This window comes from Aeromonas sp. XH, from assembly GCF_033348475.1.
GTDB lineage: Bacteria > Pseudomonadota > Gammaproteobacteria > Enterobacterales > Aeromonadaceae > Aeromonas > Aeromonas sanarellii.
The window spans coordinates 1,279,072-1,293,033 of record NZ_CP137630.1 but is presented as its reverse complement, the minus strand read 5'-3'; the positions used below and the strand labels follow the sequence as shown (position 1 = coordinate 1,293,033).

The following is a 13,962-nucleotide window of genomic DNA, read 5'->3' as shown; positions in this document are numbered from 1 at the left end:
TGGAAGCTGGTTCGATGATGGGCCGTTTTTTGTACGACATGGCGGATCAGGATCAATAAATGTTGCATTTTATGGTGCCCGGCCCCCACAACCGGATCCCGATCACAGGGCGGGGCGGCAGAGGCCATGCGCCGCCCCCCCATCATGGGGGGAGAAGAGAGGATTGCCGCTCGGGGCAGGAATCGTTATCTTCCCCTCTTCACCGGATTCGCCACAGCACAAGGACCAAGACATGCCGACCCTCGCCAGCATACATCTCTACCCCATCAAGTCGACGGCCGGCATGCCGCTGAGCCGCGCCCTGGTCACCGAAGAGGGTCTCGCCGGGGATCGCCGCTACATGGTGGTCAAGCCGGACGGCAGTTTCATCACCGCCCGCACCCATCCCCAGCTGCAGCAGGTGGTGGCGACCCCCATGGACGGCGGCCTGCAACTGCACTATCCGGGCCTTGAGCCCCTCATCCTGCTGGAGGCGGCGTTCAGCCGGGTCCCCCAGGCCACCGGGGTCTGGAGCGACCATTTCACCGCCCTGCATACCACACCGATCGCCGACAGCTGGCTAAGTCGAGTGGCTGGCGAACCGGTTGCGCTGCTCTGGCTCGGCGAGGAGTCCACGCGTTTCCGGGAGAAGACCGGCACCCGGGTGAGCTTTGCCGACGGCTATCCCCTGCTGCTCATCAGCCAGGGTTCCCTTGAGGATCTCAACCTGAGATCCGACGCCTTGCACCAGATGAGCCAGTTTCGCACCAACCTGGTGGCGAGCGGCACCCGCCCCTTCGAGGAGGACGGCTGGAAGCGGATCCGCATCGGCGAGGTGGAGTTTCGGGTCGCCAAACCGTGCAGCCGCTGCATCATGACCACGGTGGAACCGGGCACGGATCGCTTCAACGCCCTGAAAGAGCCGCTCGCCACCCTCAGCCGCTATCGCCGTGGCGAGGATGGGGAGGTCTACTTCGGCCAGAACCTGGTGGCCCTGAACGAGGGGTGGATCGAGGCGGGCAGCGAGATCGAGGTGCTGGAGCGGGTGCGCCCGCCTGTCTACCCCAACGCGGCCCCCAAAAAACGGGAGCTGGTGTGCGTGGCCAGGGAGCCCCTGGCGCGGGATCTGGAGACCTTCTGGTTCGAGGCCGCCGACGGCGAGCCCCTGCCCGACTACCTGCCGGGCCAGCACCTGCCCATCAGCCTCGACATCGGCCAGGGAATCAAGATGGAGCGGGTCCAGCGCCGCTATACCCTGAGCTCCACCCCGGAGCGGCCCGAGCGTTACGGCATCAGCGTCAAGAAGCTGGCCGATGGCCGCCTCTCCCCCTGGCTGCACCGGCAGTTGCAGGTGGGTGACCGCCTGCTGGCGGCCGCCCCTGCCGGCGAGTTTCACCTGGGGGCCGAGCGCGCCCTGCTGCTGCTCTCGGCGGGATCCGGCGTCACCCCCATGCTCTCCATTGCCCGCACCCTGGCCCTGCGCGGGGAGCTGGATGACGTTCACTTCATGCACCTGTGCCGCTGCGAGGCGGACATCCCCGCCGCCGCCGAGCTGCACGCACTGGCGCGGCAGGGGATGACCCTCACCCTGATCCTGAGCCAGCCCGAGGCGCACTGGCAGGGGCTCAAGGGACGGCTGGATGACAGCCACCTCGGCCAGGTCAAGGGGCTGGCCGGACGAGAGGTGTTCGTCTGCGGTCCCCAGGGCTTTATGGCCGACGCGGCCAACCGGCTGACCACCCTCGGCGTGCCCGCCGACCGCATCCGCCAGGAGAGCTTTGGCGGCGCCATCCTCTCGGTGGCACGCCCCCACCAGGCGGTACGGCTGCGTATCGGGGAGCGGGAGTTTGCCGGCAACAACCAGGGTACAGTGCTGGATCAGGCCAACAAGCAGGGGGTGGAGCTGCCCTGGAGCTGCCGCGCCGGCATCTGCGGCAGTTGCAAGCAGACGCTGTTGTCGGGAGAGGTGGATCACCCGGATGCGCCGGCCATCACCGCCGCCGAGCGGGCCCAGGGCAAGTTCCTCGCCTGCTGCGCCGTGCCCCTGACGGATCTCGTGGTCGAATAGGGTGATCGGGGGACAAAATGCCCCGCCCCGAAAAGCAAAACGGCTGCCCCTGGGCAGCCGTTTTCTTGTGGTGTCTGGCCATCAGCCACGCAGGGCGGCGATGCGCTGCTCGATGGGCGGGTGGCTCATGAACAGCTCGCTCATGGAACGCTTGCCGTTGATGCCGAAGGCCATCATGGAACCTTCCAGCTGCGGCTCGGCACCGCGGGCGAGACGCTGCAGGGCGGCGATCATCTTGTCACGGCCGGCCAGCTTGGCGGCACCGGCGTCGGCGCGGAACTCGCGCTGACGGCTGAACCACATGACGATCATGGAGGCCAGCACGCCGAACACCATCTCCAGCACGAACACGGTGATCATGTAGGCGAAGCCGCCGGAGCTGCTGCTCTCCTCGTCGTTGTTGGAGCTGAAGACGTTGCTGATGACGCCGGCCACGATGCGGGCGAAGAACATCACGAAGGTGTTCACCACCCCCTGGATCAGGGTCAGGGTCACCATGTCGCCGTTGGCCACGTGGCTCACCTCGTGGGCCAGCACGGCTTCCGCCTCGTCGCGGCTCATGCTGTAGAGCAGGCCGGACGACACGGCCACGAGGGAGTCGTCGCGGCGGGCGCCGGTGGCGAAGGCGTTCATCTCGGGGGAATCGTAGATCCCCACTTCCGGCATCTTGATGCCAGCCTCACGGGCCTGACGGGCGACTGTGCTCACCAGCCAGTGCTCGGTCTCGTTGCGGGGCTGCTCGATGACCTGGACGCCATAGCTGCGCTTGGCCATCCACTTGGACATCAGCAAGGAGATAAAGGAACCCCCAAAACCGAACACGGCGCAGAACACCAACAGCCCGGAAATGCTGGACTTGTTGATCCCCAGAACCGAGAACAGGATATTGAGCACCACCCCCAGCACCAGCATGACGGCCAGGTTGGTCACCAGGAATAGCATAATTCGCTTCATATTGACTCCTTGTGAGATATGGATGCATGGCTCGGGTCACCCCAGGGGCGACCGATGCCACACTTGCCCCAGATAATAGACAGACACGATGAATGATTGCTGAATGTCTGGCCTCAGAGCAGGGGCGAGATGTCGAGGCAGTCGCGCAAGTCCGTCTCGTGCGGTGCCTCCACGAAGGGTATCTCACCCAAAAATGGGGCCGGCAGCAAGGCTTTCAAGGTCGCCAGGTTCTCCGGATAACGATTCATGTGCGGATCCACCCGGTTGGACACCCAGCCCGCCAGGGTCAGCCCCTGCTGGCGAATGGCGGCGACGGTGAGCAGGGCATGGTTGAGACACCCCAGCCTCGCCCCCACCACCAGGATCACCGGCAACCGCTCAAGGACGACCCAGTCCGAGAGCAGATGCTGGTGATCCAGCGGCAGCAACCAGCCCCCCGCCCCCTCGACGATCACGAGATCGGCCCCGCTCGCCTCTATCTCCCTCAGCCCAGCCGACAAGCCGGCGAAGGGGATGCTCTCCCCCGCCTCCCGGGCGGCGATATGGGGGGCTATGGGGGGCTCGAAGGCATAGGGATTGACCTTCTCGTAGGGCAGAGGCAGGCTGGCGGCCTGCTGCAACAGCAGGGCATCCCGATTGCGAAGCCCCTCCGGGGTGCGGGTGCAGCCCGCCGACACCGGCTTGTAACCGGCGCAGACTATCCCCTGGGCGGCGAAGGCGTGCAGCAGGGTGCGGGCCACCAGGGTCTTGCCCACATCGGTGTCCGTGCCCGTGATGAAATAGGATCTGGTCATGATGACTCCTCGGCGCGATGGCGGGCGACATGCCTGCCTGCGCACATTGATGATGTTCGGTGACAAGATCGGGCCGCGTTGAGCTGCGGACCCGGTGATGACGCTTGGTTGGCGAACGGCTTATGCCCGGATCAGGCGCCCGAGGCAAACCTCATAGCTGGCGGCCAGCAGGCCGTCGGGCTGGCGATAACGCTCGTAGGCCTCCCCCAGGCGCACCAGGCGCTGGCGATGACCCAGGCCCGCGGGCCGCTCGTCGTTGACCTGGCTCGCGCCTATCCCCTTGAGGTCGCGCAGCAGTCCGCTGAGCGCCGGGTAGGCGAGGGACCAGGTCAGCGGGCAGAGCTCAGGGGCATCGAAGCCCCCGTCACGGGCCGCCTGCTGCAACTGGGGCAGCGTCAGGAAGCGATTGACGTGGGCGCGGCCATCGACGGCGCGCCAGGCCTCCCGCAGTTGCCACAGGGACCCCGAAAGCAGGGTCGAGAAGAAGACCTGACCACCGGGCCGGAGCACCCGGTTGAGCTCGGCGAAGGCCTGGGCCGGACGCTCGCACCACTGCAGGGCCAGGCTGGAGAAGACCCAGTCCAGGCTCTGGTCGGCAAAGGGGAGCGCCTCCGCGTCGCCGCACACCAGGCGGGCGCCACTGCCGCGAAGGGCGGCCTGGGCCAGCATGCCGGGGGCGAGATCCAGCCCGGTCAGCGCGTCGCAGCGCGAGGCCAGATCCGGCAGAAAGAAACCGGTGCCGCAGCCGAGATCCAGCCCGGCCCCTGAGCGCACCTCTTTCACTCCCCCCTCGTCCATGCACACCAGCAGTGCCTGCCCCACCTCCTGCTGGAAGCGGGCGTGGGCGTCGTAGTGACGGGCCGCCGCCCCGAAGCGGCGGGCGAGCTGCGCCTTGTCCACCGACTGGAAACGCTCATGGAGCATGGCCGCCCCCTCTCTCGTCGGTGGCCGGGCGCGAACCCAGGGCCTCGAGCAGGCGATCCACGTCGTCCTCGCCGTGGGCAGCGCACAGGGTGATGCGAAGGCGCGCCGTGCCGACCGGCACCGTCGGCGGGCGGATGGCCCCGGCCCAGATGCCGCGCTCCCGCAGCCGCTCGGCCAGTTGCAGGGCAGCACCGCTCTCTCCCACCAGCAGCGGCTGGATGGGGGTGTCGCTTGCCCCCAGCTGCCAACCCAGGGACCGCGCCCCCTGCCGAAAGCGGGCGACAAGGCGAGCAAGGTGGGCACGGGCCTCGTCGGCTACGCGTACCAGCTCGATGCTCTGGCGCACGGCGCACGCCTGGGCGGGGGGCATATGGGTGCTGTAGACGTAGTGGCGGGCGAAGTTGACCAGATACTCCACCAGCTCGCGACTGCCGCCCACGAAGGCGCCGGCCACCCCGAGCGCCTTGCCAAAGGTCCCCATCTGGATGTGCACGCTGGCAGGAGCAACCCCCTGGGCCGCCAGGGTGCCGCGCCCCTCGGCCCCAAGCACCCCAATACCGTGGGCATCGTCGATCATCAGCCAGTTGCCGCTCTGGGCAGCCAATGTTGCAAGTTCAACCCAGGGACCCTGATCCCCGTCCATGCTGAACACCCCTTCCGAGACGATCAGGCCCCGGTTTGGCTCAAGCAGCCGTTCCAAGGCCGCCATGTCGTTATGACCGAAGCGCTTCATCCTGCAGGGGAGCTGGCTGCCCATCTCCTGCAGGGAGGCGTGGTTGAGCCTGTCCTGCCACAGCAGATGCTCCTTGCCGAGCAGGGCCTTGAGCACCGCCTGGTTGGCGGAGAAGCCGCAGTTGAACAGCAGCACCGCCTCCACCCCGAGCCAGTCGGCCAGCGTCTCTTCCAGCTGCTGGTGAGCGCGGCTGTAGCCGGTCACCAAGGGCGAGGCGCCGGCGCCCGCGCCATATTGCGCCACGCCTGCCGCGAAGGCGGCCTTGATGGCGGTATGGCCCGCGAGCCCCAGGTAGTCGTTGCCAGAGACGTTGAGGTAGTCCCGCCCCCCGACCCGGATCCGCCCGCCGCTCGCGGCCTCCACCGGGGTGCGGCGGCGCAGCAGGGCGGCCTGCTCACGCTCGGCCAGGGCCTGCCCCAGTGCAAAGGGGCTGGTGACAACGGGCGTCATCATGTACGGACGGCTTCTGTGCGGGGACGAGTAGCGTCGTAGAAGAGCTCGCTGGGCTCGCTCTGGCGACTCACCTCGGCCAGCAGCTCCTCCTCTTGAACCTGATCCGGCTTCTGGGCCCGCTGGGCGGGGCGGATGCCGAGGCGCTTGAAGAGCTGCATGTCGCTGTTCTCGTCCGGATTGGGAGTGGTCAGCAGCTTGCAGCCATAAAATATCGAATTTGCCCCCGCCATAAAGCACATGGCCTGCATCTGCTCGTTCATCTTCTCCCGCCCGGCGGAGAGGCGCACGTGGGAGGCGGGCATCATGATGCGTGCCACGGCGATGGTGCGGATAAATTCGAACGGGTCCAGGTTCTCCTGGTTCTCCAGGGGCGTTCCCTTCACCTTGACCAGCATGTTGATGGGCACGCTCTCCGGGTGGCGCGGCAGGTTGGCGAGCGCCATCAGAAGGCCCGCCCGGTCTTTCGCCTGCTCCCCCATGCCGACGATGCCGCCGGAGCAGACCTTCATCCCGGCGCCGCGCACGTGCTCCAGGGTGTCGAGCCGGTCCTGATAGGTACGGGTGGTGATGATGTCGCCGTAAAACTCCGGCGAGGTGTCGAGGTTGTGGTTGTAGTAATCCAGCCCCGCGGCCCCGAGACGCGCCGCCTGATCGGCAGTCAGCATCCCTAGCGTCATGCAGGTCTCCATGCCGAGCCCGCGCACCTCTTCAATCATCCGGATGATGTAGGGCATGTCCTTCTCCTTGGGGTTGCGCCAGGCGGCCCCCATGCAGAAACGGGACGAGCCGTTGGCCTTGGCTTCCCGGGCCCGCTCCAGCACCTTTTCCACCTCCATCAGCCGCTCGGTCTCGAGCCCGGTGTGATAGCGGGCGCTCTGGGGGCAGTATTTGCAATCCTCCGGGCAGGCGCCGGTCTTGATGGAGAGCAAGGTGCTCACCTGCACCTCGTTCGGGTCGAAATGGGTGCGGTGCACCGTCTGGGCCTGGAACAGCAGATCGTTGAATGGCAGGGCAAAGAGAGCCTGAACCTCGGTCAGGGTCCAGTCGTGACGAAGGGCGTGGGCGCCCGCGGTGAGAGCATTCATACATGGCTTCCGGTTGTTATAGGTGGGATCCTGCGCCGCGCTCATGGAGAGATGGCCGCAGAACCCGCCAGCTGGACTATGCACCGCAAGGGCGTGAGCGAAGCCAAGTGGCTGAAATTGTTGGCTAGTGTAGAGAGCGCGCGTAGACTGTCAACACCGACCAGATCAAATCAATTGACAACAGAACACAAAATGACCAATCAAGAATTCGACCTGCACCACGTCTGGCATCCCTATACCTCCCTCACCCATCCCCTGCCCTGCTACGAAGTGGCCAGCGCCAAGGGGGTGACCCTCACCCTGACGGACGGGCGCGAGCTGGTGGATGGCATGAGCTCCTGGTGGGCCTGCGTGCACGGCTACCAGGTGCCTGAGCTCGACGCGGCCGCCACCGCCCAGCTCGGCAAGATGTCCCACGTGATGTTTGGCGGCCTGACCCATGCCCCCGCAGTCGAGCTCTGCCGCAAGCTGGTTGATATAACGCCAAAGGGGCTGGATCGGGTCTTTCTGGCGGACTCCGGCTCGGTGGCGGTGGAGGTGGCCCTCAAGATGGCCCAGCAGTACTGGCACGCCAAGGGGACGCCCCGCGCCAAATTCGTCTCCCTGCGGGGCGGCTATCACGGTGACACCTTCGGCGCCATGAGCGTGTGCGATCCCGATGGCGGCATGCACGAGCTCTACAAGGGCTTCCTGCCCGAGCACCATTTCGTCGAAGCCCCCGGCTGCCGCTTCCACGCCGAGTGGGACGAGCGTTGCGTGGTGGAGCTCGCCACCCTGGTGGCGGATCATCACGAGGAAATCGCCGCCATCGTGCTCGAACCCATAGTCCAGGGGGCAGGCGGCATGCGCTTCTATCACCCCCGCTACCTGCAGTGGGTGCGCGCCCTGTGCGACGAGTTCGGCCTGCTGCTGATTGCCGACGAGATCGCCACCGGCTTTGGCCGCACCGGCCAGCTCTTCGCCTGCGACTGGGCGGGGATCAGCCCCGACATCATGTGTCTGGGCAAGGCGCTTACCGGGGGCTATCTGACCCTGTCGGCCACCCTGACCACAGAGCATGTCGCCCGCACCGTGTGTGATGGGAAGGCGGGCGTCTTTATGCACGGCCCCACCTTTATGGGCAATCCATTGGCGTGCGCCGTCGCCAACGCCTCCATCGAGCTGCTGCTGGCCTCACCTTGGCGCGATCGGGTGCAAGCCATCGAACACCAGCTGCGCACCGAGCTGGTGGAGCTGACCCTGCACCCGGCGGTGGCCGATGTCCGGGTGCTCGGCGCCATCGGGGTGGTGGAGATGAAGGAGCGGGTGGATGTGGCGCGCATCCAGCGCAAGTTCGTGTCGCTTGGGGCCTGGATCCGCCCCTTCGGCAAGCTCGTCTACCTGATGCCTCCCTTCGTCATCACCCCCGAGGAGCTGCGGGTATTGACCTGCGCCATCCGCGAGGCCATCACCGCCGGGGAGTTCTGAGCCAGAAGAGGCTCGGCACAAGACCCCGTCACAATGGCCCCGTCATGGCGACGGGGCCTTTTGGCTCTTTTTCATCAGAATGTGAGCAAGTCATCAAAACCCGTCCGGCGAGGAGAGTAGACTGCGCGGGTTTTACCCAACAGATGTACCAGTCCCATGCGCCTCTCCATTGCTGCCAAGATCAATTTCTTCCTGCTCTTCATCTTCTCCATGGTATTGGTGTTTTCCGCAGCCTATCAGGCGGTGCGCGAGCGGGATCTCATCCTGACCCTCATCAAGGAGCAGAGCCGCGAGCAGACCGAGGCCTACTTCGACGGTCTCAACATGCTGATGCTGACCGGCAAGATGGAGGCCCGCGACACCCTGCGCGCCAAGTTTCTCGATCACGCCCACGTGGAGGATGCCCGCATCGTGCGCGGGGCGGCGGTCAACAAGCAGTTCGGGCCGGGCCGTGACGTGGAGGCTCCGAAAGACAGATTTGACGCCCTGGCCCTGGCGGGCAAGGGCAGCCTGGAGGTGGAGCATGACGGCATGCACAGCCGGCTGGTGGTGACCCGCCCGTTGCTGGCGCAGAAAGACTTTCGCGGCACCGACTGCACCAGTTGCCACCAGGTGCCGGAAAATACCGTGCTGGGGGCGGTGCGCTTTGACTACTCCCTCGACTCCCTGTTCACCCGGGTCGAGCAGAACATCCTCACCTCGGCGCTCAGCCTCACCCTCATCTTCGGGCTGGGGCTGCTGCTCACCCTCTGGGTCATCCGCACCTGGATAGTTCGCCCCCTGAACCAGCTGACCCGCTCCATGGAGGAGGCGACCGATCGCAACGACTTCGGCCATCGGCTGGAGGGGGATGAAGGGGACGAGATTGGCCGGGTGGCACTCGCCTACAACCAGATGCTCGACAGCGTGGAGCGCCAGCTCGGCAAGCGCTCGGTCGCCCCGCCGCAGGACGAGCCGTCAGACTATCACCCCAGGTAGTAAAACAGTAGGCTGGCCACCAGGATCCGCTGCTGGATCAAGAGATTGATGTGCAGCGCATCCTCTTGCAGTAGGCTGCGCCTGCGCTCCAGCGCCTCGCCGTAGGACGAGCCGTCAGACTATCACCCCAGGTAGTAAAACAGCAGGCTGGCCACCAGGATCAGCAGCAGGATAAAGAGGTTGGCGTGCAGGGCATCCTCCTGCCGGCGGCTGCGGCCGCGCTCCAGCGCCAGGACCACCAGGGTCAGCAGGCAGCAGGCCCAGAGCCCGCGCTCCAGCCAGGGGGTGAGGGCGGGATCCCAGCTTTGGCGCACCCTGACCCCGCCATAGACCAGAAAACCATAGGCAGTCTGCGGCCTGGCGAAGTGATAGAGGGAGAGCAGGGCGATGAAACCGCCCCAGCAGAGGATCACCAGCCCCCTCAGTAGCCGTACCCGGCCATCCGGCCCCCGCCTGCGCTCCTTCACCCTCACCCCCGTCCAACCGTCAGGATCCATGCAGGATGCATGGGGAAATCCCCGCAAGGGTCCGACATTTTTGCTTGTTTATCAAACCCGCGCGGGTAAGATGAACGGCTTAGTCTGCCATGGTGGGCCAACTGTGCCCGGGCCAGACCCCTAGTGTTGCAAATAGCGCTGCAAGAACAAGCTGGAGACAATATTTCGATGACGCACGCATCCGTAGTAGATGTGCTGGCCGGTAAGTATTCGGTCGGCACCACCCAGACAGTGAAAGGGTGGATCCGGACCCGCCGCGATTCCAAGGCGGGGATCTCATTTTTGGCCATCTCCGATGGCTCCTGCTTCCATCCGGTGCAGGCAGTCGTCCCCAATACCCTGGCCAATTACGAGAATGAAGTGCTGCGTCTGACCACAGCCTGCTCGGTGGAAGTGACAGGTCTGGTGGTCGAATCCCAGGGCAGCGGCCAGGCGTTCGAACTGCAGGCCACCGAGGTCAAGGTGGTGGGCTGGGTCGAGGATCCGGACACCTACCCCATGTCCGCCAAGCGCCACAGCATCGAATACCTGCGCGAGCAGGGCCACCTGCGTGCCCGTACCAACATCGTCGGCGCCGTGACCCGGGTGCGCAACTGCCTCTCCCAGGCCATTCACCGCTTCTTCCACGAACAGGGCTACCTCTGGATCGCCGCGCCCCTCATCACCGCCTCCGACACCGAAGGGGCCGGCGAGATGTTCCGCGTCTCCACCCTGGATCTGGAAAACCTGCCGCGCACCCCCGAAGGCAAGGTGGACTACGACAAGGACTTCTTCGGCAAGGAGACCTTCCTGACCGTCTCCGGCCAGCTCAACGTCGAGACCTATGCCTGCGCCCTGTCCAAGGTCTACACCTTCGGGCCCACCTTCCGCGCCGAAAACTCCAACACCAGCCGCCACCTGGCCGAGTTCTGGATGGTGGAACCGGAAGTGGCCTTCGCCAACCTGGAAGACAACGCCGCCCTGGCCGAAGCCATGCTGAAGTACGTCTTCAACGCCGTGCTGGCGGAGCGCCGGGACGATCTGGAATTCTTCGCCCAGCACGTGGACAAGGACGCCATCGGCCGTCTGGAGCGCTTCGTCGCCTCCGACTTCGCCCAGATTGACTACACCGACGCCATCGAAGTGCTGAAGAACTGCGGCAAGAGCTTCGAGTTCCCGGTCTCCTGGGGTATCGACCTCTCCTCCGAGCACGAGCGCTACCTGGCCGAGGAGCACTTCAAGTCCCCGGTGGTGGTGAAGAACTACCCGAAGGACATCAAGGCCTTCTACATGCGCCTCAACGACGACGGCAAGACCGTCGCCGCCATGGACGTGCTGGCCCCGGGGATCGGCGAGATCATCGGCGGCTCCCAGCGCGAGGAGCGTCTCGAGGTGCTGGATGCCCGTCTGGCCGAGATGGGCCTGAACAAGGAAGACTACTGGTGGTACCGCGACCTGCGCCGCTACGGCACAGTGCCGCACTCCGGCTTCGGCCTGGGCTTCGAGCGTCTGGTGGTCTACGTGACCGGCATGGGCAACGTGCGCGATGTCATCCCCTTCCCCCGGACTCCCCGCACCGCCGAGTTCTAAGGCGACCGCCTGCTCGCACCGTGCAAGAGCCGACCTCTGGGTCGGCTTTTTTATGCCTGTCGTTTCCCCCCTTGTCTCCCTCCTTCCCACGACCCTGACCCGGTTTTGCCTTTGGTAAAGCGGGTCGACCGTAGTTTTTATGCACTTAAATCGGAAAAAAGCGGGTTGTTGAAGCAACGCAAATTTTTACCCCTTTAGGGGTGACAGAATATCCATAACCCTTCAGGGGTAATTGACGACAGCGGATCCCGGGCAGCTGGCCGATGGGGACATGGATAAAACACACGAGGTAATGGAATGATCTTGATGGAATTTTTGGTGGTACTCGGCTGCTTGCTGCTGGGAACCCGCTTTGGGGGCATGGGGCTTGGTCTTATCAGCGGCATCGGCCTCTTCCTGCTGACCTTCGTCTTCGGCCTGGTGCCGGGCGAGCCGCCGGTGCAGGTGATGCTGACCATACTCGCGGTGATCGGCTGCGCCGCCACCCTGCAGACCGCCGGCGGCCTCAACCTGATGATGCAGGTGGCCGAACGCCTGCTGCGCCGCCACCCCCAGTACATCACCCTGCTGGCGCCGCTCACCACCTGGACCCTCACCTTCCTGTGCGGCACCGGCCACGTGGTCTACACCATGTTCCCCATCATCGCCGACATCGCGCTGCAGAAGAACATCCGCCCGGAACGCCCCATGGCGGTGGCGTCCGTCGCCTCCCAGATGGCCATCTGCGCCTCGCCGGTCTCGGTGGCCGTGGTCTCCATGGTCTCCATCCTGGCGGCGGCCCACGGCGTGGGTCAGGCCTATGGCCTGCTCGACATCCTGATGATCGCCATCCCCTCTTCCCTCACCGGTGTCATGGTGGCGGCCCTCTGGAGCCTGCGCCGCGGCAAGGATCTGGACAAGGACGAGGAGTTCCAGGCCAAACTCAAGGACCCCGCCCAGCGCGACTTCATCTACGGCGGCGGCGAGACCCTGCTCAATACCAAGTTCCCGAAAGAGGCCTATTGGTCCACCTGGATCTTCTTTGCCGCCATCGCCGCCGTGGTGCTGCTGGGTGCCGACGAGGCGCTGCGCCCCGTCTTCACCATCAAGGACAAGACGGGCCCCCTCTCCATGAACCTGGTGATCCAGATGATGATGCTGATCGCCGGTGCCATCATACTGATGCGCTGCAAGGTCAAGCCGGGGGAGATCGCCAACGGCGCCGTCTTCAAGGCGGGCATGGTCGCCATCTTCTCCGTGTTCGGGGTTGCCTGGATGAGCGAGACCTTCTTCCAGGCCCACATGCCGCTGCTCAAGGAGTCCCTCTCCCACGTGGTGCAGGCCCAGCCCTGGACCTACGCCCTGGTACTCTTCCTCATCTCCAAGCTGGTGAACAGCCAGGCGGCGGCGCTCACCGCCATCGCCCCCATGGGGCTGGCGCTGGGGGTGGAGCCCAAGCTGCTTATCGCCTTCCTGCCGGCGAGCTACGGCTACTTCGTGCTGCCGACCTACCCGAGCGATCTCGCCTGCATCGGCTTCGACCGCTCCGGCACCACCCGCATCGGCAAGTTCATCATCAACCACAGCTTCATCCTGCCCGGCCTCATCGGGGTGGTAACCTCCTGTACCCTGGGCTTCATCCTGACCAGCATACTGCTGTGACAGGCCCCCAGTTCGAACGGCTCCCACACGGGGGCCGTTTTTTTATCCCCCGCCACCGGCCCGCGCTTTGCCAACCGCCCGCACTCTGGGTAGCATGAGCCCTCTTTTTCTTTGCGGAATCTCCCCATGTCTCGCGTCATCCTGCTCTGGAGCGGCGGCAAGGATGCCATGCAGGCCCTCTGCCATGCCCGCGAAGCGGGTCATCAGGTGGTGGCCCTGGTCACCTTTGCTCCACCCGAACCCCGTTTCCTCGCCCATCCCCTGCCGCTGGTGCGCCGTCAGGCGGCGGCCCTCGGCCTGCCTCACCAGCTTGTCACCATAGAGGCACCGTTCGAGCTGGGTTATGAGCGGGCGCTGATACGGCTCAAGGAGCAGTGGCACCTCGATGGGGTGGTCACCGGCGATATCGACAGCGTGGGCGGTGCGCCGAACTGGATCCGCGAGCGCTGCCGCCCCCTTGGGATCAAAGTCCACACCCCTCTCTGGCAGCAAACCCGCGAGGAGCTGCTGGCGGACCTGCTGGCACGCGGCATCGTCGCCCACCTCTCCTGCGTCGATACCCGGGTGCTGGCCCCCGACTGGGTCGGGCGCAGGCTCGATGCCGCCACCCTGGCCGAGTTGCAGCGGCTCGCCAACGCCCAAGGATTCGATGCCTGCGGCGAGCAGGGGGAGTACCACACCATGGTGACCGACGGCCCGGGTTTTGCGGCGCCCGTGCACCTCGGCCCCTGGCGGGTCGCCCGTCAGGATCACCTGGCCTATCTGGCGCAGGCAGAGCCCTGACAGGACGCGGGCCACCGTCACCACGCCCGGAAGAGAC

At 65.5% G+C, this 13,962-nt stretch carries 12 protein-coding genes; 6 read left to right on the top strand and 6 right to left on the bottom strand.

All coding sequences use genetic code 11. The features are described 5' to 3' along the window. Window positions 1-232: 232 nt before the first annotated feature. Window positions 233-2,047 carry an MOSC N-terminal beta barrel domain-containing protein gene (locus R2B70_RS06190; RefSeq protein ID WP_318162893.1) on the top strand — a complete coding sequence of 605 codons (1,815 nt, stop codon included), beginning with the start codon at window positions 233-235 and terminating at the stop codon, window positions 2,045-2,047. Window positions 2,048-2,128: 81 nt separating this feature from the next. On the opposite strand, the gene htpX is transcribed toward R2B70_RS06190, so the two are convergent. The 5 genes from htpX to bioB all read right to left on the bottom strand — a co-directional run bounded on the left by htpX (window position 2,129) and on the right by bioB (window position 6,990). Beyond that, entirely contained in the window at window positions 2,129-3,001 is an 873-nt protein-coding gene (gene htpX / locus R2B70_RS06185; RefSeq protein WP_042077276.1) for a protease HtpX, read from the bottom strand. A gap of 113 nt (window positions 3,002-3,114) precedes the next feature. Further along, on the bottom strand, window positions 3,115-3,795 hold the full coding sequence (gene bioD, locus R2B70_RS06180) for a dethiobiotin synthase (protein WP_318162892.1): 681 nt from the start codon (window positions 3,793-3,795) through the stop codon (window positions 3,115-3,117). A 120-nt stretch (window positions 3,796-3,915) separates the two neighbouring features. After that, window positions 3,916-4,719: a malonyl-ACP O-methyltransferase BioC gene (bioC, locus tag R2B70_RS06175; RefSeq protein ID WP_216989861.1), complete on the bottom strand. Its 804-nt coding sequence runs from the start codon at window positions 4,717-4,719 to the stop codon at window positions 3,916-3,918. Next, the gene (bioF, locus tag R2B70_RS06170) at window positions 4,709-5,905 is read right to left on the bottom strand and encodes an 8-amino-7-oxononanoate synthase (protein ID WP_318162891.1); all 1,197 of its coding nucleotides are present in this window, start codon (window positions 5,903-5,905) and stop codon (window positions 4,709-4,711) included. The genes bioC and bioF overlap by 11 nt, the downstream gene beginning before the upstream one ends. Then, window positions 5,902-6,990 (bottom strand): biotin synthase BioB, encoded by a 1,089-nt coding sequence (gene bioB / locus R2B70_RS06165; RefSeq protein ID WP_318162890.1) that lies wholly within the window; start codon window positions 6,988-6,990, stop codon window positions 5,902-5,904. Before bioB ends, bioF begins: the two co-directional genes overlap by 4 nt. A 192-nt stretch (window positions 6,991-7,182) precedes the next feature. Between bioB and bioA the strand changes: the two genes are divergently transcribed. After that, window positions 7,183-8,457, top strand: a complete 1,275-nt coding sequence (bioA, locus tag R2B70_RS06160) for an adenosylmethionine--8-amino-7-oxononanoate transaminase (RefSeq protein ID WP_216989858.1) — start codon at window positions 7,183-7,185, stop codon at window positions 8,455-8,457. 156 nt (window positions 8,458-8,613) lie between these two features. Further along, on the top strand, window positions 8,614-9,435 hold the full coding sequence (locus R2B70_RS06155; protein ID WP_216989857.1) for a HAMP domain-containing protein: 822 nt from the start codon (window positions 8,614-8,616) through the stop codon (window positions 9,433-9,435). A gap of 122 nt (window positions 9,436-9,557) precedes the next feature. Here R2B70_RS06155 and R2B70_RS06150 read toward each other — a convergent pair whose 3' ends face one another. After that, window positions 9,558-9,860 carry a hypothetical protein gene (locus R2B70_RS06150; RefSeq protein ID WP_254203778.1) on the bottom strand — a complete coding sequence of 101 codons (303 nt, stop codon included), beginning with the start codon at window positions 9,858-9,860 and terminating at the stop codon, window positions 9,558-9,560. Between the two features lie 240 nt (window positions 9,861-10,100). Here R2B70_RS06150 and asnS point away from each other — a divergent pair, with 240 nt between their 5' ends. The 3 genes from asnS (at window position 10,101) to R2B70_RS06135 (ending at window position 13,925) form a co-directional block, all read left to right on the top strand. Then, window positions 10,101-11,501, top strand: coding sequence for an asparagine--tRNA ligase (gene asnS, locus R2B70_RS06145; protein ID WP_216989856.1), 1,401 nt, complete (start codon window positions 10,101-10,103; stop codon window positions 11,499-11,501). 297 nt (window positions 11,502-11,798) lie between these two features. Beyond that, a complete protein-coding gene (locus tag R2B70_RS06140; protein WP_143237313.1) occupies window positions 11,799-13,142 on the top strand; it encodes an anaerobic C4-dicarboxylate transporter in 1,344 nt (447 codons plus the stop codon). 126 nt (window positions 13,143-13,268) lie between these two features. Beyond that, window positions 13,269-13,925, top strand: coding sequence for a hypothetical protein (locus tag R2B70_RS06135; protein ID WP_318162889.1), 657 nt, complete (start codon window positions 13,269-13,271; stop codon window positions 13,923-13,925). Window positions 13,926-13,962 lie beyond the last annotated feature (37 nt).

Bases quoted from the DNA above. Each gene is read 5' to 3' on its own strand.
- R2B70_RS06140 (WP_143237313.1), top strand. From the start codon at position 11,799: ATGATCTTGATGGAATTTTTGGTGGTACTCGGCTGCTTGCTGCTGGGA.
- bioA (WP_216989858.1), top strand. From the start codon at position 7,183: ATGACCAATCAAGAATTCGACCTGCACCACGTCTGGCATCCCTATACC.
- bioD (WP_318162892.1), bottom strand. From the start codon at position 3,795: ATGACCAGATCCTATTTCATCACGGGCACGGACACCGATGTGGGCAAG.
- asnS (WP_216989856.1), top strand. From the start codon at position 10,101: ATGACGCACGCATCCGTAGTAGATGTGCTGGCCGGTAAGTATTCGGTC.
- R2B70_RS06190 (WP_318162893.1), top strand. From the start codon at position 233: ATGCCGACCCTCGCCAGCATACATCTCTACCCCATCAAGTCGACGGCC.
- bioC (WP_216989861.1), bottom strand. From the start codon at position 4,719: ATGCTCCATGAGCGTTTCCAGTCGGTGGACAAGGCGCAGCTCGCCCGC.
- bioF (WP_318162891.1), bottom strand. From the start codon at position 5,905: ATGATGACGCCCGTTGTCACCAGCCCCTTTGCACTGGGGCAGGCCCTG.
- R2B70_RS06155 (WP_216989857.1), top strand. From the start codon at position 8,614: ATGCGCCTCTCCATTGCTGCCAAGATCAATTTCTTCCTGCTCTTCATC.
- bioB (WP_318162890.1), bottom strand. From the start codon at position 6,990: ATGAATGCTCTCACCGCGGGCGCCCACGCCCTTCGTCACGACTGGACC.
- R2B70_RS06135 (WP_318162889.1), top strand. From the start codon at position 13,269: ATGTCTCGCGTCATCCTGCTCTGGAGCGGCGGCAAGGATGCCATGCAG.
- htpX (WP_042077276.1), bottom strand. From the start codon at position 3,001: ATGAAGCGAATTATGCTATTCCTGGTGACCAACCTGGCCGTCATGCTG.